General features: G+C 74.0%; 15 protein-coding genes. 2 read left to right on the top strand and 13 right to left on the bottom strand.

The window, feature by feature from the left end; all coding sequences use genetic code 11:
* Nucleotides 1-104 precede the first annotated feature (104 nt).
* The 8 genes from ACZ4VK_RS10185 to ACZ4VK_RS10220 form a co-directional block, all read right to left on the bottom strand.
* The gene (locus tag ACZ4VK_RS10185) at nt 105-1,289 is read right to left on the bottom strand and encodes a zinc-dependent alcohol dehydrogenase (RefSeq protein WP_468350456.1); all 1,185 of its coding nucleotides are present in this window, start codon (nt 1,287-1,289) and stop codon (nt 105-107) included.
* A gap of 37 nt (nt 1,290-1,326) precedes the next feature.
* Nucleotides 1,327-2,562: a glycosyltransferase gene (locus ACZ4VK_RS10190; RefSeq protein ID WP_468350458.1), complete on the bottom strand. Its 1,236-nt coding sequence runs from the start codon at nt 2,560-2,562 to the stop codon at nt 1,327-1,329.
* A 45-nt stretch (nt 2,563-2,607) separates the two neighbouring features.
* Entirely contained in the window at nt 2,608-3,771 is a 1,164-nt protein-coding gene (locus ACZ4VK_RS10195; protein ID WP_468350460.1) for a glycosyltransferase family 9 protein, read from the bottom strand.
* Nucleotides 3,768-4,382 (bottom strand): D-glycero-alpha-D-manno-heptose-1,7-bisphosphate 7-phosphatase, encoded by a 615-nt coding sequence (locus ACZ4VK_RS10200; RefSeq protein ID WP_468350462.1) that lies wholly within the window; start codon nt 4,380-4,382, stop codon nt 3,768-3,770. Before ACZ4VK_RS10200 ends, ACZ4VK_RS10195 begins: the two co-directional genes overlap by 4 nt.
* A gap of 74 nt (nt 4,383-4,456) precedes the next feature.
* Nucleotides 4,457-5,524 (bottom strand): glycosyltransferase family 2 protein, encoded by a 1,068-nt coding sequence (locus ACZ4VK_RS10205; protein WP_468350464.1) that lies wholly within the window; start codon nt 5,522-5,524, stop codon nt 4,457-4,459.
* Nucleotides 5,521-7,209 carry a carbamoyltransferase family protein gene (locus ACZ4VK_RS10210; RefSeq protein WP_468350466.1) on the bottom strand — a complete coding sequence of 563 codons (1,689 nt, stop codon included), beginning with the start codon at nt 7,207-7,209 and terminating at the stop codon, nt 5,521-5,523. The genes ACZ4VK_RS10205 and ACZ4VK_RS10210 overlap by 4 nt, the downstream gene beginning before the upstream one ends.
* Nucleotides 7,210-7,528: 319 nt before the next feature.
* Complete coding sequence (locus ACZ4VK_RS10215) at nt 7,529-9,448, bottom strand: transketolase (protein ID WP_468350468.1); 1,920 nt, start codon at nt 9,446-9,448, stop codon at nt 7,529-7,531.
* A gap of 90 nt (nt 9,449-9,538) precedes the next feature.
* Entirely contained in the window at nt 9,539-9,943 is a 405-nt protein-coding gene (locus ACZ4VK_RS10220; RefSeq protein WP_468350470.1) for a ChaB family protein, read from the bottom strand.
* A 223-nt stretch (nt 9,944-10,166) separates the two neighbouring features.
* Between ACZ4VK_RS10220 and ACZ4VK_RS10225 the strand changes: the two genes are divergently transcribed.
* On the top strand, nt 10,167-10,385 hold the full coding sequence (locus ACZ4VK_RS10225) for a hypothetical protein (protein WP_468350472.1): 219 nt from the start codon (nt 10,167-10,169) through the stop codon (nt 10,383-10,385).
* Nucleotides 10,386-10,412: 27 nt separating this feature from the next.
* Here ACZ4VK_RS10225 and ACZ4VK_RS10230 read toward each other — a convergent pair whose 3' ends face one another.
* Both ACZ4VK_RS10230 and ACZ4VK_RS10235 read right to left on the bottom strand, forming a co-directional pair.
* On the bottom strand, nt 10,413-11,084 hold the full coding sequence (locus ACZ4VK_RS10230) for a phosphoribosyltransferase (RefSeq protein ID WP_468350474.1): 672 nt from the start codon (nt 11,082-11,084) through the stop codon (nt 10,413-10,415).
* Between the two features lie 163 nt (nt 11,085-11,247).
* On the bottom strand, nt 11,248-11,844 hold the full coding sequence (locus ACZ4VK_RS10235; protein ID WP_468350476.1) for a TetR/AcrR family transcriptional regulator: 597 nt from the start codon (nt 11,842-11,844) through the stop codon (nt 11,248-11,250).
* A 122-nt stretch (nt 11,845-11,966) separates the two neighbouring features.
* Between ACZ4VK_RS10235 and ACZ4VK_RS10240 the strand changes: the two genes are divergently transcribed.
* Nucleotides 11,967-12,905: a TIGR03620 family F420-dependent LLM class oxidoreductase gene (locus tag ACZ4VK_RS10240; protein ID WP_468350478.1), complete on the top strand. Its 939-nt coding sequence runs from the start codon at nt 11,967-11,969 to the stop codon at nt 12,903-12,905.
* A gap of 15 nt (nt 12,906-12,920) precedes the next feature.
* On the opposite strand, the gene ACZ4VK_RS10245 is transcribed toward ACZ4VK_RS10240, so the two are convergent.
* From ACZ4VK_RS10245 to ACZ4VK_RS10255, 3 genes are all read right to left on the bottom strand, one after another.
* Nucleotides 12,921-14,087, bottom strand: a complete 1,167-nt coding sequence (locus ACZ4VK_RS10245) for a glycosyltransferase (RefSeq protein ID WP_468350480.1) — start codon at nt 14,085-14,087, stop codon at nt 12,921-12,923.
* Between the two features lie 141 nt (nt 14,088-14,228).
* The gene (locus ACZ4VK_RS10250) at nt 14,229-15,080 is read right to left on the bottom strand and encodes an SDR family oxidoreductase (protein WP_468350482.1); all 852 of its coding nucleotides are present in this window, start codon (nt 15,078-15,080) and stop codon (nt 14,229-14,231) included.
* 46 nt (nt 15,081-15,126) lie between these two features.
* The gene (locus ACZ4VK_RS10255; RefSeq protein ID WP_468350484.1) at nt 15,127-17,370 is read right to left on the bottom strand and encodes a catalase; all 2,244 of its coding nucleotides are present in this window, start codon (nt 17,368-17,370) and stop codon (nt 15,127-15,129) included.
* Nucleotides 17,371-17,426: the final 56 nt, after the last annotated feature.

The following is a 17,426-nucleotide window of genomic DNA, read 5'->3' on the forward strand; positions in this document are numbered from 1 at the left end:
TCGTCTCGCCGCGGCGGGTACCCGTTGCGGGGGCCCGCACTCGCCCGCGGAGTGGTTGCTTCCCGAGCGGGCGCGCGGGCCGCCGCGCGGTCCTCACCGCGGCCTCACGGCGTGAACAGGATCTTCACGGCCCCGTCCCGCTTGGTCTGGAACATCTCGTAGGCGTCCGGCGCCACGGAGAGCGGAAGTCGGTGCGTGGCGAAGTCGTCCACGCCCAGCGGGTCGTCGTCGGTGAGCAGCGGCCGCAGCTCCTCGACCCAGCGCAGGACGTTCGCCTGCCCCATGTGGAGCCGGAGCTGCTTGTCGAACATCGCCAGGAGCGGCATCGGGTCGGCCGCACCCCCGTACACCCCGGCAAGCGACACCGTGCCGCCACGGCGGACCAGCTCGACCGCCAGGTGCAGCGCGGAGAGCCGGTCGACGCCGTAGCGGCGCATCAGGGGCCCGGCGAGCGCGTCGGGCAGATGGCCGACCAGCGTCTGCAGCCCCTTGGCGACCGGCGCTCCGTGGGCCTCCATGCCGACCGCGTCGATGACCGCGTCCGGCCCCCGGCCGTCCGTCAGATCCCGTATGCGGTCGACCAGTTCGCCACCGGCCTCGGACGGATCCAGGACGTGCACGCCGCGGGCCGCCGCGCGGTCGAGCCGCTCCCGCACGGGATCGATGCCGATGACGAGGTCCGCGCCCCGCAGGAGCGCGATCCTGCACGCCATGTCCCCGATCGGCCCGAGGCCGAGGACCGCGACCGAACCGCCGGGCGGCACGTCCGCGTACTCGACCGCCTGCCACGCCGTGGGCAGCACGTCCGAGAGGTACACGAAACGGTCGTCGGGCGGCCCCTCGGGCACGGGGATCGGGAGGCTGTTCCCGAACGGGACGCGCAGGTACTCGGCCTGCCCGCCCGGCACCTGCCCGTACAGCTTGGTGTACCCGAACAGTGCCGCACCCGAGTGGTAGGCGTGCACCTGCGTCGTCTCGCACTGGGAGTGCAGCCCCCGCGCGCACATCGCGCACGTGCCGCACGAGACGTTGAACGGCACCACGACACGGCTGCCCGGCCGCAGCCGGCTCACCTCGGGACCCACCTCCTCGACGACGCCCATCGGCTCGTGCCCGAGCACGTCCCCCGGATCGAGGAACGGCCCCAGCACCTCGTACAGATGGAGGTCGGATCCGCACAGCCCGCTCGACGTGATCCGTACGATCACATCGGTGGGTTCCTGGATCACGGGGTCCGGCACCGTCTCCACCGAGACCTTCCGCCGGCCCTGCCACGTGACCGCCTTCATCGCTGCCACCTTCCCGTCTCCCGCCGCGCCGGGTGCCTCACAGCGTCGCGGCCATCGGTGCGTGGGCGGCGATGACCGCCCGGTAGGACTCCTCCGTCGCGGCCGCGACGCGCGACCAGGTGAACCGTTCGAGGACGCGCCGCCGCCCGGCCCTCCCGTACTCCGCGCGCAGCGCCGGATCGGCGAGGAGGAGCCGTACCGCCGCCGCGAGGGCGGGCGGGTTCCCCGGCGGGACGAGCCGCCCGTTCACGCCGTCGGCGACCGAGTCCAGCTGGCCGCCCACGGCGCTCGCCACCAGGGGCCGGCCGCAGGACATGGCCTCGAGCGGCACGATGCCGAACGGCTCGTAGTCCGCGGGGCACAGCACGACGTCGGCGCCCCGCATGAGCGTCGGGACCATCGAGGGCGGCACGGCTCCGGTGAACCGTACGCGGTCCGCCACACCGGCCTCCTCGGCGACGGCCCGCAGCCGCCGGACCTCCGGATCGGCGTCCACCTCACCCGGCGGCGGACCGCCGGCCACCACGAGCTCGGTGTCGGGCAGCCTGCCCAGGGCGGCCACGGAGACCGCCGCGCCCTTGCGGGGCACCAGACGCCCCAGGTGCAGGAGTCGGTAGCGGTGCGGGCCACGGGCCACGGCCGGTCCGTCGGGCCGGAAGGCGGCCGGGTCGACGCCACAGGGCACGATGTCGCACGTGGCACGGGGAATCCCCATGGCGGCCAGCTCCTCGACCTCGTCCCGGCAGGTGGCGAGGACGCGGTCGCACCCCATGCCGACGTCGGTCTCGTACGCGATGCGCGTCGGCGGACTCGTGTCTGCCGCGCCCTGATGACGTCGCTTCACGGTGCCCAGGGCGTGATACGTGTGCAGGAACGGGACCGGCGATCCCCGCGTCGCCCACAGGGTCGCGAGCCCCGACATCCAGAAGTGCGAATGGACCACGTCGGGGGCCTCCGCCTGCCACTGATCGGCCAGATACCGGCTGAACGCCCGCATGTGCGGCAGGAGTTCGTCCTTCGGCAGCTGCTCCGGCGGACCGGCGGGGACGTGGTGGACACGGACCCCGTCGCGCAGCGGGGCGACGGTCGGCAGCGTGGCGTCGTCGCGCCGGGTGTACACCGTCACGCGGTGTCCCCGATCGGCGAGGGCACCCGCGAGCTGGGCGACGTGCACGTTCTGGCCTCCCGCGTCGACGCCGCCGAGCGTGGCGAGCGGGCTCGCGTGCTCCGAGACGAGCGCGATGGAGAGGGGGTGCGGGGCGAGGGAAGACATGAGCGGGCCTCCGTGGGGGAGAAGGGCCTTCGAGGAGCGGGCTGTTCACATGCGGACGCTCCCTCCCGCGCGGTGCGCGTCGAGCGTCGGCTCGGGGCTGCGCCGCCCCCGCTCGTCGAGCGTCGGCTCGGTCCGGCGCGGCCCGGCGTCGGTGTCGTCCGGGTCGCCGGCCGCCTCCGGACCCCTCGGTCCGGGGGCGCCCACGAGTGAGGCCACCGCGGCCACCACGTCCTCGTCCCGCACCCCGTCGATACAGGGGTGTCCCGGTACGGGGCAGACACGCGCCCGTGTCAGCGCGCACGGCGCCCGCTGGTCGCCGAGCAGCACGTGCCGGACGCCGTACGGGCGCCAGCGCTCGGCCGGCACGACCGGTGCGAAGAGGCACACCACAGGGGCCCGTACGGCGGCGGCCAGATGCGCGGGACCCGTGTTCCCCGCGACCACGGCGCCGGCCCGGGCGAGGACGCCCGCCAGGGCGCCCAGGCCGACCGTCGCACCCCCGAGGTCAAGGCCGTGGCGGCCCGCCACGCGGGCCGTGAGCGCGCGATCCGCCGGGGCCCCGGTGACCACCACCCGGTGCCCGGCCTCGTGCAGGGCCGCCACGGCCTGCGCCGCCCGTTCCGGGCTCCACGCCCGCGCGGGCACCGCGGCCCCGGGATGCACCACGACGTACGGTCCGGCGCCGGTGAGCCCCGCCGTGTCCGGCGGGTGCGCGACCCGGAGCCCGCCGTCGTCCTCCGGCGGCAGGTCGAAGCCCGCCGCCCGTGCCAGGTCGAGCGCCGCCTCCGCCTCGTGCCGCCCGTCACCGCGGCGGTGCCTCAGGTCGAGCAGCGCGCCCGGGTAGTCCTCGCTGTCGGCGCCGATCCACGGAACGCCCGCGAGCCGGAGCAGCAGCGCGGCGGGCAGCGGGCTCTGGTGGTACGAGACGAGGATCAGCGCCCGGTCGAAGCGGCGCGCGGCCAGCGCGTCGATCAGCGCACGGCAGGCCTCGGGTGAGACGGGCGGCGGATCGAGGCCCACCCACGGCGCCTCGTGCTCAAGGACCTCGTCCACGCCGGGCAGCAGCCGCCCGGCGGGGACGCCCGCCGGGCCGCAGAGCATCGCCGTCCACGAGGAACCCGCCGCGACGGCCCGCACGGCCGGCCCGGCCAGGAGCACGTCGCCGACGCTGTCGAGCCGCACGACGAGCGTGCGCGGGGCGGCTCTCACGGGCCACCGCCCGTGGCCCCCGCGTCCGAGAACCGCATCGCGAGGGCGATCCGTACGGCCGCGACGAGGTCCGGCGCCGTCCGGGGGGCCGAGGCGACCTCGTCGGCCAGTGTCGCCTCCGTCGGGACGAGGATTCCCCGGGCCCCCGCCGAGCGGGCGGCCTCCATGTCGCTGCCGATGTCCCCGATCACGACGGAACGCGAGGGCCGTACCCGCAGCCGGTCGCACGCGGCGAGGACGAGTCCCGGCGCGGGCTTCCGGCAACCGCAGCCGTCCCCGGGGCCGTGCGGGCACACCGCCCATACCCCCAAAGGCCCCAGGAGCCGGTCCACGCGCCGGCGTACCGCCGTCACCTGACCCCGGGTCAGCAGACCGCGCGCCACCCCCGACTGGTTGCTGACCACTCCGACGGCGATCCCGAGCGACCGCAGCAGCGCCACCGCCTCCTCGGCCCCGGGCAGGAGGAGCACCCGGCGCGGATCCCCGTTGTACGGCACGTCCGCGATGAGCGTGCCGTCCCGGTCGAACAGCACGGCGTCGGGGCCCGTCACGCGGGCGCGTACCGACGGGGCCGGGCTCCCGACCGCGGCCGCCGGGGGACCGGCGGACACCCAGGGGCCCTCGACCGGCCCGCCGCCGACCGCCGTACGCGCGCGCGTGGCCGATGACAGGGGCCGCCCCGGGCTCACGAGACGGCCTCCGGCCGCTCGCTGGGGTGGGGAAGCCCGACCGGCACGACCGGTGGACGGGCCGGGCCGCGGGGGCGCTCCGCCCGGTGCGCGACGGACCCGCGCAGCCAGTGCCAGGTGGCGACCGGCGGAATGACGGCGCTGGTGAGGACCATGTCGACGATCTCGGCGCGCGTACGCGGGCCGGGCAGGACGCGCGCGAGGGTGAACTCGGCCGTACCGGCCGACCAGCAGGCCCCGAACAGCGCGGCGGCGCGTGGCCGTCCGGCCAGGGCACAGGCCAGGGCCGCGCAGGCGGCGGCCGTGACGGCCCGGTGACGGGGCAGCCGGCCCCGGGGCGCTCCGGCCAGATCACGCCAGTGCGGACCGTGGAGGCAGCGCATCAGGACGTCGTCGCCGTTCCCCGCCTGCTGACGGACCGAGATCCAGCGGTCGGCCTCGCGCGGGGGATGGGCGGTGAGCCGTGTCCCCTGAGCGAGCTCCCAGCCTCCGGCGAGCAGCCGCAGGGCGAGGTCCGCGTCCTCACGGAAGGCACGGCGGAAACGTTCGTCGAATCCTCCGGCGGCGTTCAGGGCCTGTCGTCTGACGGCCATGTCGGCCGTGATCCAGCGGGCCGTCGCAAGGGCGGCGGTGTTCCGCTCCCCGTCGGTCGGCGGCCGCCCCGCGGGCAGCGGCACCTCGATACGGGCCGCCACCGCGGCCGTACGGGGGGAAGCGGCCGCCAGGTCGCGGGCGAGGTCCTCGCCCCAGGTGGCGGACGGCACGACGTCGTCGTCGAGGAAGACGATCCAGGGCACCTTCCCCACCCGGCGGGCGCCGGTGTTCCGTGCGGCGGCCGGGCCCCTGGCCCGCCCGGGCACGACCGTGGTGATCGCGCGCAGCGCCTCGGGCACGGACAGCTCGGGCACGGCACCGCCGCTGTCCGGCCGGTCGTGGACGATGACCACCCTGGACGGCGGCCGGCCGGTCGACCTCGCCAGGGCGTCGAGGCAGCGGGTGAGACTGGGGCGCCCGGTGGTCGGGATGACCACCGCGTAACGCGGGGACGGCGCGCGGCCGTTCACCGGACACCGCCCTCGCCGGTCCCGGCGTTCCACTCCTGGCGGCCGGCCTGGAACATGTCGGCCCTGCGGACCGCGAACGGGCCGATCGCCAGCAGGTCGACCGGGGTCGAACCGAAGCACTCAAGGGCGTCCCTGGGATCGTCCACCATCGGCCGGCCCGCCGTGTTGAGGCTGGTGTTGACCACGACGGGCAGCCCGGTCCGCCGCTCGAACTCCTCCAGCATCCGCGCCACCAGCGGTTCGAGCAGCCGGTCCACCGTCTGGATCCGCGCGGTCCCGTCGACGTGCACGACCGCCGGGATCCGCTCACGCCAGGCCGGCGCCACGTCGTGGACGAACAGCATGTACGGGCTCGGCAGCGGACCGTCGAAGATCTCCGCGGACCGTTCCGTCAGCACCATCGGGGCGACCGGCCGGAACTGCTCGCGGCCCTTGATGTCGTTGAGCCGCTCCAGGTTCCCCGCGTGCCCCGGGTGCGCGAGCAGCGAACGGTGGCCGAGGGCCCTCGGCCCGTACTCGGAACGCCCCTGGAACCAGGCCACGACCCCGTTCGCGGCCAGGGTCTCCGCCACGGTGACGGCGATGTCGGGGGGACGTTCGAAGGGAACGGCCGCCGTCTTGAGCCGCCCGGCGAGCTCCGCGTCCGTCCACTCCCTGCCCAGGGCGGCGCCCGGCATCGGGGCCGGGTCCTCGCCCGCCTCCGCCGCGAGCAGCAGCGCGGCGCCCAGGGCGGTACCGGCGTCACCGGCGGCCGGCTGCACCCAGACGCGGGAGAACGGGCCCTCCCGGGCGATACGTGAATTCGCCACGCAGTTCAGGGCGACGCCGCCGGCCAGGGTCAGCACTTCGTCGTGGGTCCGGCCGTGCAGCCATCGCACCAGGTCGAGCAGCGTCTCCTCCAGGACCGCCTGGGTACTGGCGGCCACGTCGGCGTGCGCGCCGGTCCACGGCTCGTCGGCCCTCCGGGGCGGGCACAGCTCCGCCCAGGGCACCCCATGGGCCACGAACCCGCCGTCACCCGTCGGGTGGACGTACCGCCGGAGCTCCCCGAGCATCCGGGGCGTCCCGTGCGAGGCGAGCGCCATCACCTTGAACTCGTCGGACGACCGCAGGAAGCCGAGGTGCTCGGTCAGCTCCTCGTAGACGAGCCCCAGCGAATCGGGCAGCGCCTGCGCGCGCAGCGGTTCGAGGCGGTCGCCGAGCCGCCGCGCGGCCAGGTGGGAGGCCGACTCCCCGCGTCCGTCGAGGACCAGGGCCGACGAGCTCTCGGCTGCCTCCGCGCCGAACGCGCCGGACGCGGCGTGTGCCAGGTGATGGCCGACGAACCGGACGCGCGCCGGATCGAGGCCCGGCAGCGCGGTCGCCAGGAACCCGGGGGCGTGCCGGGCGTATGCCTGGCGCAGGCTGTCCCAGGGGTCGTCGAGGGCCATCTCCTCGGCGGGACGGGCCAGAGCGGGGTCGTACGAGTAGGCGACCAGGTCCAGATCCTCGGGGCGCAGCCCGGCCAGGTCCAGGCACCATCGCGCGGCCTGCTCGGGCAGCTCCCAGGCCGAGAACGGTACGGGCCGCTTGCCGTGCTTGCGGCGCGAGAACCGTTCCTCCTCGGCCGCGGCGACGGTGATGCCGTCGACGACCAGGGCGGCGGCGGGGTCGTGGAAGAGGGCGTTGACGCCGAGAACACGCATGGGAGACCTTTCCGGTGTCGGCGGACGGGCTTGTCCCGGTACGCGGAGCGGAGTGAGAGGTCGGGGACGGATCGGGGGCGCCCACCGGGCGTTTCCCGGGCCGGGCCAGATGTCCCGGAGCGTCCCCCTGGAGTCCGGTCGTGCGGTTACCCGCGCCGAGCAGCGCTACTCACCGGATACGGATATTTCCGGAGAAACGATTGCGCATGGGTGGGTGGCGTCCGGGCAGCCGCCCGGTGCCGCTGCCCGGATGCTTCCCCTCCCTGCCGGGCAGCGGCACCGGTGCGTGCTCCGGCGCACGGCACCGGGGCGACGAGGGCTACCCTCCGATGAGCCGGCGCGCGGCTCTTACGACATGCCCGCGCGAGATCCCGGCGGCGTCGAGGAGCTCCTCGGTCATGCCGGAGCCCGGCAGACCGGTCACGGCGAGATGGGCGAAGTCGGGACACTGTCCGGCCTCGGCGAGGGCGGACAGCACCGCTTCACCGATTCCGCCCTCGGCGTGGTGGTCCTCGACGACGACGAGAGCACCGGTCTCCCGCGCGGCGCGGGCGAGAACCTCCGTGTCGACCGGCTTGACCGAGTACAGGTCGACCACGCGCGCGTGGAGACCGTCGTCGGCCAGCCGCTCGGCGGCGGCGAGGCACTCGTGGAGGGTGACACCGGCGCCGACCAGGGTGACCTCGTCCTGCTCGCTCCGACGGAGGACCTTCGAGCCCCCCACGGGGAAGGCCTCGCCGTCCGGGTAGAGCACTGGGTGGGCGCCCCGGGTGGTGCGCAGATAGGAGATGCCGTCGAGATCCGCCATGGCGACGGTCAGGGCCGCCGCCGAGGTCGCGTCGCTGGGGTAGAGAACGGTGGAGCCGAGGACGGCCCGCATCATGGCCAGGTCTTCAAGACCCATCTGCGAGGGGCCGTCCGCGCCGATCTCGACGCCGCAGTGCGTGCCGCACAGGGCCATGCTGATCTGCGAGACGGCGGCCATGCGGATGAAGTCATGCGCGCGCGTGAGGAAGGCGGCGAAGGTCGTGGCGTACGGACGGAAGCCGCGCACGGCCATCCCGACGGCATCGGCGATCATCTGCTGCTCGGCGATGTAGGTCTGGAAGTACCGCTCGGGGTGGGCGTCCCGAAAATCCTGGGTGTGCGTGGAGTTGCCGACCTCGGCGTCCAGGACGACGACGTCGGGGCGAGCGCCGAGAGCGACGAGAGCGCTGCCGTAGGCGACGCGGGTGGCGACCTTGTCGCCGACGTCGAAGCGGGGCGGGGGAGCGGACTCGGCGCCCCGGCCCTCGGCGCCGTCGGTGGTCCGCGCGGCCACGCCGCCGGTGCGCTCGGTCGCGGGCGGGGTGGCGGGCGGCCGGGGGCCGCGCACCCTCAGATCGCGTACGCCCCCGAGCGCGGAGACGGCTCGCTCCGCCATGTCCTCGGGCAGCGGCTTCCCGTGCCAGCCGTTCTTGTCGGCGACCTCGGCGACGCCCTGCCCCTTGACGGTCCTCGCGACGACGACCGTGGGCGCCCGCCCGTCCGCGGCGGTGGTCAGAGCCCCGTCGATCGCTTCGAGGTCGTGGCCGTCGACGACGAGCGCCCGGCACCCGAACGCCTCGACACGGCGGGCGTAGGCGTCGGTGTCCCACTCCAGCTCGGTGGGACCGCACTGACCGAGGCGGTTCACATCGACGAGGGCGGTGAAGCCGGTCAGCCGGTGGTGCCCCGCCTTGTCGAGGGCCTCCCACACGGAGCCCTCGGTCATCTCGCTGTCGCCGCACAGCACCCACACCCGGTAGTCGCGCTTCTCCAGGTCACGGCCCGCCAGCGCGATCCCGACGCCGTACGCCACGCCCTGGCCGAGCGAACCCGTGGCCACGTCCACCCAGGGCAGCACGGGCGTCGGGTGGCCCTGCAGGCGGTGACCGAAGCGGCGGTAGGTCGTCATCAGCTCGTCGTCCCCGATCGCGCCCGCCGCCTTGAACATCGCGTACAGCAGTGGCGAGGCGTGCCCCTTCGAGAAGACGAGGTGGTCGGCCGCCGGGTTGTCGGGCGCGTCCCAGTCGTAGCGCAGGTGGCGGGTCATCAGGACCGCCATCAGGTCGGCCGCGGACAGGCTGGACGTGGGATGCCCGGACCCCGCGGCCGTGCTGGCCCGTACGGAGTCCACCCGCAGCTGCTGCGCGAGCTCGAACACCTGGGCGAGATCGCTGTCGGGGCCGAGCGCGGTGGTCGTGGCGGACGCGGTCATGAGGGGGTCCTTTCACACGGGTCCGAGGGGCGGCCCGTACCGCCCCGGACGGAGCACTCCGGCGAACGGTGGCCCGGAGCGCGCCGACCGCTACCGGGAACGGGCTTCGCGCGTCCTCGAACGGTTCTCCTTGCGTATCGCTTCGAGCAGCTCCGGCCTGCTCATCCGTGAACGGCCGTGGATGTCCAGACGCCGGGCCAGCTCGTACAGGTGCTCCTTGGTGGCCTGCTCGTCGACGCCCTCACCGCTGCGGGCCGGCCGCTCCCGGGGTGTCGTGGCGCGGGGGTCGGAAGGCCCCCTGCGGCCGTGCTCCTTGCGCTCCCAGTGGTCGCCGACCTTCTCGTACGAGTGTTTGAGCGCGCTGAAGGCCACCCGATGGGCCCGCTCGCCCTCCCCGTACTGCTCAACGGCCGAGTCGTGCGCCTCGATCCAGGTGCGCCGCGCATGCGCGGGGGAACGCTCGAGCGTCGAAGGAAGCTCCTCTCGCCCTGGCATGGGTCACCTCCGGTGACGAACGGACATGGCGGTGCGGGGTGCACCACCCCCAGCGGTGCCCCCGCGACCGCGCCCCAAACGGGGTGGGGGCGGGGGCCGCCGCCCCGACCGTTTACGGCGCCCCCGGCAGGGCAGGCGCCGACCGGCGCGAGCGCACACCGCGTACCCGCGCGTCGCGTCCGATCCGTTTTTCGATGGGTACGCGTGCGAACGGAGACCGGAGATGAACAGCCCGGATCGAGGAAGCTCCAAGTCCGGCCCGAAGCTGGACGACGAACGGAAGAAGGAAGTCGAGGGCATGGTCAGGTCCGGCCGGCCCACGCGTGTGGAGGAATGGCACGACCCCGAACCGCTCGTGGACGAGACGACCGAGCAGGCCCCCGGCCGGGGGAAGAAGAGCGGCCGGGAGAAGAAGGGCCGTCGGGAGAAGAAGGGCGAGTGATCGACACGCCCCGTACCGGCGACCGGATCAACGTCCGGTCGGCCCGGCGGGGCTGATCCGTGGGGTGCGCAGAGTGGAGATCACCTGGTTGTCGGTGATCTGCGGAAACTCCTCGTACCACTCGCCGACCGACCGGAAGGAATCCGGCCGGTACAGACAGAAGACCTCGTCGGCCTCGCGGAGCATGGCGGCGTGAGCCTCCGACGAGCAGACCGGTACGGCGAGGATGAGCCGGGCCGGGCGCGTGCTCCGGAGATGGCGGAGGGCCGCGCGCGCGGTCACGCCCGTGGCGAGCCCGTCGTCGACGAGGACGACGGTCCGGCCGGTCGTCTCCGGCGCGGGCCTGCCCTGCCGGTAGAGATCCTCGCGACGGTGCAGCTCGGTGCGCTGGCGCGCGACCTCGGAGGCGAACTCGTCCTCGCTCATTCCGAGCATGGCCAGGCTCTCCTCGTCGAACACGGGCGGATCCTCGCCCACGACGGCCCCGACACCGACCTCCGGCCGGCCCGGCACGCCGATCTTGCGTGCCACAAGCACGTCCATCGTGGTGCCGAGCGCCCGTGCGACCTCGGCCGCGACGGGTACCCCGCCGCGCGGCAGGGCGAGAACGACGGGATCGGCGAGGCCGTCGTGGGCCGCCCGCTCGACGAGCCGGGCGCCCAGTTCCTGGCCGGCCTGTCGGTGATCGTGGAACCGCATCGGAGATCATCCTTCCTTCTACGCGGCCGGGCACCACCCGCCGGGACCCGCACGAAAGCCCGGCCGAGGAGGCGACTACCCGCTCCGGCGCCGGACATGGCGAGGGGACGCGGCTGTTCGACCCGTGGACGCACGCCCGCCCGGGCCTCCGTGCGGCACCCCGTCACCTCTTCCGGCGTGGGATCCCGTGCGCCGCGTCGAGGACCAGATCAAGGAGCCGGTCGGGCCGCGGCCCCGTGTGCTCGTCGCCGGCTGTGGAGAGCGCGACGCCGACGACGAGGTGAACGAGCTCGCCGGCGGTCAGGTCGGCGCGGGCCGTTCCCCGCTCCTGAGCCCGGGTGAGCAGACCGCTCGCCGCCTCCAGGATGCGCCGGTGACAGTCGAGGCCCGGTGGACCCGCCGTCTCCACCATCAGGGCGCTGCCCATGCCCTGGTTCACCCGGGCGTGCGCGAGGAAGGCGCGCAGCCATCGTTCCAGGGCGTCGTCGGCGCTCTCCGAGGCGAGCAGCCCTTCCGCCTGCGCGCACAACGTCTCGATCCGGTCTTCGAGTACGGCGGTCAGCAGGGCCGTTCGGCTCGGGAAGTGGCGGTACAGGGTCCCCGGGCCCACCCCTGCCCTGCGGGCGATCTCGTTGAGGGACGCGCCGGGACCGGCCTCCGCGAACACGTCCCGCGCGGCCGCCACCAGACGTTCCCGGTTGAGGCGGGCGTCCGTGCGCCGCGGGGGCTCGGCGGGGGTGCGGCCCTGCGTGATCGTCATCGTCGTGTCCTTCGGTCGACTCCCGGGATAGCCAACCGGAGAGGTTCTCCGTATCGTAGCGGCCGGGAAACCGGAGAACCTCTCCGGATCGCCCGCCCGAACCGCCTATCTGAGGAGTACGGATGACAAAGGGGACACCGGCCGGGCTCGGCCGCGTCGGTATCTGGACCTTCGCCTACGACGGACAGCCCGCCGGACGCGTGCGGGAATCGGCCGCGGAACTGGAGGAGTTGGGCTACGGGGCGATCTGGTACGGAGAGGGGTTCGGTCGCGACACCGTGGGCCAGGCGTGGTTACTGCTCTCGGCGACCCGCCGGATCACCGTCGCGTCAGGCATCGCGAACATCGCCTTCCGGGACCCGATAGCCACCGCCGCCGCGGCACGGACGCTCGGCGACGCCTTCCCCGGACGGTACGTACTCGGCCTGGGCGGGCACCGGGTCGACGACACCGTCCACGAGGTGGACGGCTATCCCGTCCCGGCCCGCGGCAGGGCGCTCACCACGATGCGCGCCTACCTCCGGGCCATGGACGCCACCCCTGCCCACGGCCCCGTCCCCGACCCGGCTCCGCGCCGCGTCCTCGCGGCCCTCGGCCCGAAGATGCTCGAACTGGCCGGCGAGAGCACCTGGGGCGCGCACACCTACTTCGTATCCGTCGAGCACACCGAGCAGGCGCGCCGGATCATGGGGCCGGACGCGTTCCTCGGGGTCGAGCAGGCCGTCGTGCTCGACACCGACCTCGGGCGGGCGCGGGAGGTGGCCAGGGCGCACGTCGCCATGTATGTCGCGGCGGCACCGCACCAGCGGGCGAACGTCCGGAGGCTGGGCTTCGGCGACCAGGACATCACCGGCGGCCCGAGCCGCCGGCTGGTGGACGCGATCGTCGCCTACGGAGACATGGAGGCGATCCGCCGCCGTGTGCAGGAGCACCTCGATGCCGGAGCGGACCACGTCTGTCTTCAGGTGCTGAGCGCGGATCCGACCACGCTGCCGGAGCGGGAGTGGCGCGAACTCGCCGCTCTTGTTCCCCTTCAGCCCCGGCGGACCCCCTCGGAATAGGCCGCCACCTCCCCCTCAGCCCGCCCCGTCGAGGAGCAGGCGCGCGGCCACCGTCGTCCCGTCCGTGCGGACCGTGCCGGCCACGGCGGTGGCCCGCGCCCGGGTCTCGGTGTCCAGAGCCGTTTCGAGCGCCGCCGACAGGGACGCGACGGTCGGCACCGGGCCGTCGTGCGCCACGCCCACACCGAGGTCGGCCACCCTCTCCGCCCAGTACGGCTGATCCGCCCCCTGCGCCACCACCACCTGGGGTGCCCCCGCCCGAGCGGCCGTGGTCGTGGTGCCCGCGCTGCCGTGGTGCACGACGGCGGCCACCCGCGCGAACAGCTGCTGATGGTTCACCTCGCCGACGACGAGGCAGTCGTCCCGGTCGTCGGCCAGGTCGAGCCCCGCCCAGCCACGGGAGACGATCGCGCGAAGACCCCGCGCGCGGACCGCCTCGACAGCCACCCGGGCGACATCCCGCAGAGCGGCCAGGGGCATGCTGCCGAAACCCACGTACACCGGAGGCGCTCCGGCCTCCAGGAACGCCGTCACCTCCGGGGGGAGCGGGCGTTCGTCCGAGCGGAGCCAGGCGCCGGTCTGCACCACGTCGAGGTCCGTCGGCCGCCACGGGCTCAGGACCGGGTCGGTGGCCAGCCACGGGCGTTCGGTGAACGCGTAGTCGCGGACGTCGTCCACATCGGGCAGTCCGACCGACGCCCGGAACGCGTTGAGCATCGCACCGAACATGTCGTTCGCGTTCCGCGCGTCCTGCTCCCACAGCACCCGGTTGTCGTCCACACCTTCGGGCAGCGGCCTGCCCCGCCGCGCGGGCGGCGCCTGGTGCGGCGACGGCAGGATGACCGGCTGGTGACTCGCGTGCACGTAGCGGATGCCCAGCCTCTCGGCCACCGACCGCGCGCCGGCCGTGACGGGCAGCGGGCCGGTCGCCACGATCGCGTCGCACCCCTCCGCGGCAGCGGCCACCGTGCCGAACTGGGCGGCGATCAGGTCGGCCGCCCGCTGGGCCAGGCCGACCGCGGACCCCGGCTTCACCGTGGACACCAGCGGGCGCACCGGCTGCCCCATCGGCACCGTCGGCACGCCGGCACCGGCGAGCAGCTTTCCGAACTCCTCGTCCGGCGGCGCGCACACCCGCACCTCTGCACCGAGTTCCCGCAACCGCACCGCGAGCCCCACCATCGGTTCGACGCTTCCGCGTGACCCGTACGTCACCGACAACACCCGCACGTCGCGACCCCCTGTTCGATACGTGTTCCGGTCCGGGCCGTCAATTCTGCGCCACGGCCCGGACCTTGCCGTCATCGCCCCATCCGCAGGGGGTCAGGGGCGCCGCCAGTCGTCCTCCCGCAGATGCGATCCGGCCATGGGACCCATGCGCAGCATGCCGCCGTCCACGGCCCAGGACGCGCCCGTCACGTACGAGGAGTCGGGGCCGGCCAGGAAGGCGATCACGGCGGCGACCTCACGCGCGTCCCCCGGGCGCCCGAGCGGCACGCCGGGCCGGGACTCCCGTCGTACGTCGGTGTCCTCCTGCCCGGTCATCGGCGTGGCGATCTCGCCGGGGGCCACGGCGTTGACCGTGATGCCGTGCTCGGCCAGTTCCAGGGCCATGACCTGGGTGAGGAGCCCGAGGCCGCCCTTGGCCGCGCAGTACGGCCCCGCACCCACGCGCGGCTGGTGCTCGTGGACGGACGTCACGTTCACGATCCGGCCACCGCCGCCCTGGGCGATCATGCGCCGGGCCGCGCGCTGGGAGCAGAGCAACGGCCCCACGAGGTCCACGTCGAGCACCTGCCGGACGGTCGCCAGATCCAGGTCGAGGAAGGCCGTGGCGGTGCCGGTCCCGGCGTTGTTGACGAGGACGTCGATCCTGCCGAGCGCGTCCGCGAGCCGGTCGACCACATCCGCCGCCTCAGGGAGCCGGGTGAGATCCAGATGCTCCACCACGGCACGGCGGCCGTGCCCCTGTACCTCCTCGGCGGTGGCGTGGGCGCCCTCCTCGTCGCTGTGCCAGGTGATGCCGACGTCCAGGCCCTGCTGGGCGAGCCGGACGGCGGCGGCCCGCCCGATGCCGGAGTCCGCACCGGTGACCAGGGCGGTGAGGGGGCGGAAGGCGAGCCCGTCCGGTACGGCGGACGAGCCCGCCCCCGTCTCTCCGTGGTGCGTGTCCATGACTGTGCCTGCCCTCCTGCGTGCGTGCGCGTGGTATGTGTGTGCGTCAGACCGAGGCGGGGAATCGCTGCCACACCCGGTGGCGGCTGAGCAGCCCGGTCAGCTCGGAGAACACCTGACCCGGGTCCTCGCCCAGGACGACCCCCGGCGCGTCCGCGGGCAGCCGGGCCGCCTCCAGCGCCGTCGCCCCCTCGCCCGTCGCGCAGACGGCCTTGCCGTGGCGGTACGCCTCGGTGAGCAGCAGCGCCACCCGCGGGTCGAGGAGCGGCGCGTCGGTGGCGACATGGCCGGCCTTCGCGTCCCGTACCCCCTGCGCGTCGAGCCCCGGAGCGGGGCACGCGGCGACGTACAGGGCGTCGAACTCGGTGGAGCGCGCCGCGGCGAACGTCCGCTGCACCGTGACCGCGTCCCCTTCGGCGTCGAGGACGCCCCCGGCCGCGGCGATCACCAGGGGGACCGTGCCCGCGCTCAGGGCGGCCTCGCGGAACGACCGTACGGCCTCCATGCCCGCCGCGTCGGTCTCGTCGGCGACGATGCCGATGACCCGCCCGTCGAGCGGCCACGCCTCGCCGAGCTGCGAGAGCGCCGGGCTGGGACGGACCTCGGCGTACGGCTCCGTCGCCGGCGGCACGGAGAGACCGAGGCCCGCGGCGACGCCTTCGCAGAGGACGGGGTCGATGTTGGCGAGGACCGTCAGGACGCGCTCCTTCACGGCCTGTTCGTAGCACTTGCTCAGCTCGAAGGTGTACGCCGCGATGATGTGCTCGCGCTCCGTCGGCGTCATGCTCAGCCAGAAGAGACGGGGCTGCCCGAAGTGGTCGGAGAACGACTGGGGCGCCTCGCGTCCCTTCGTCGAGTGCGGGACCGGGACGGGCGCCTCGATGTACGCGCCGGTGTCCGCCCCGGCGAGGAACGGACAGCCACCGTCGAGGGAGTTGGGGTGGTAGGGGGCGACTCCGGTGTGGACGGCCGTCTGGTGCATGCCGTCACGCAGCATGTCGTTGACCGGCGCGTGCGGGCGATTGATGGGGATCTGGCCGAAGTTGGGGCCGCCGAGCCTGCTGATCTGGGTGTCCAGGTAGGAGAAGAGACGACCGGCGAGCAGCGGGTCGTCGGTGACGTCGATACCGGGCACCAGATGGCCGGGATGGAAGGCCACCTGCTCCGTCTCGGCGAAGAAGTTCTTCGTGTTCGCGTTGAGCGTCAGCAGACCGATCGGCTGCACGGGGGCCAGTTCCTCCGGCACGATCTTCGTCGGATCGAGCAGGTCGATGCCCTCGAAGGTCTGCTCCGGCGTGTCGGGGAACGTCTGGATGCCGAGCTCCCACTGCGGATGGGCGCCCGCCTCGATGGCGTCGAACAGGTCCCTCCGGTGGAAGTCCGGATCCATGCCGCCGATGAGCTGCGCCTCCTCCCAGACCAGCGAGTGCACGCCGAGGCGGGGCTTCCAGTGGAACTTGACCAGCGTCGTCCCGCCGTCGCCGTCGACGAGACGGAAGGTGTGGACGCCGAAGCCCTCCATCATCCGGTACGAGCGGGGGATGCCCCGGTCGGACATGTTCCACAGCGTGTGGTGGGTGGCCTCCGTGTGCAGGGACACGAAGTCCCAGAAGGTGTCATGGGCGCTCTGCGCCTGCGGGATCTCCCGGTCGGGGTGCGGCTTGCCGGCGTGGATGATGTCGGGGAACTTGATGGCGTCCTGGATGAAGAAGACCGGGATGTTGTTCCCGACGAGGTCGAACGTCCCCTCCTCGGTGTAGAACTTCGTCGCGAAGCCGCGGGTGTCGCGGACGGTGTCGGCCGAGCCGCGTGAGCCGAGGACCGTGGAGAACCGTACGAACACGGGCGTCTCGACGTCGTCGGCGAGGAACGCGGCCTTCGTCAGCCGGCTCGCCGTCCCGTAGCTCCGGAACACTCCGTGGGCCGCCGCGCCGCGCGCGTGCACCACACGCTCGGGGATGCGCTCGTGGTCGAAGTGGGTGATCTTCTCGCGCAGGTGGTGGTCCTGGAGCAGTACGGGTCCCCGGCTGCCGGCCTTGAGCGAGTGATCCGTCTCGTACAGCCGGGCGCCCTGCGCCGTCGTGAGGTACGCGCCGCTCTGCGCCGACCTGGCGGGGTCCTCACCCGTGGCCTGTCCCGTGGGGCTGACGGTCTCGGGGCCGCTCTGGTCCGGCTTGGGCGGCAGAGGGCCGTGGGGCTGAGTGGGCTCCTCGAGCGACGAGGGCTTGGCACCGGGCCGGCCGGGGACGTCGGGCTCGGGGGACGGGTCCGGGGTCGGATTCGCTGTCATGGTGGGGCCGCTCCTGTTGCGATGGTCCGATGAGGTGTCTCGCTCTTCACGCCTGC

Source organism: Streptomyces sp. NPDC028711 (assembly GCF_055565415.1).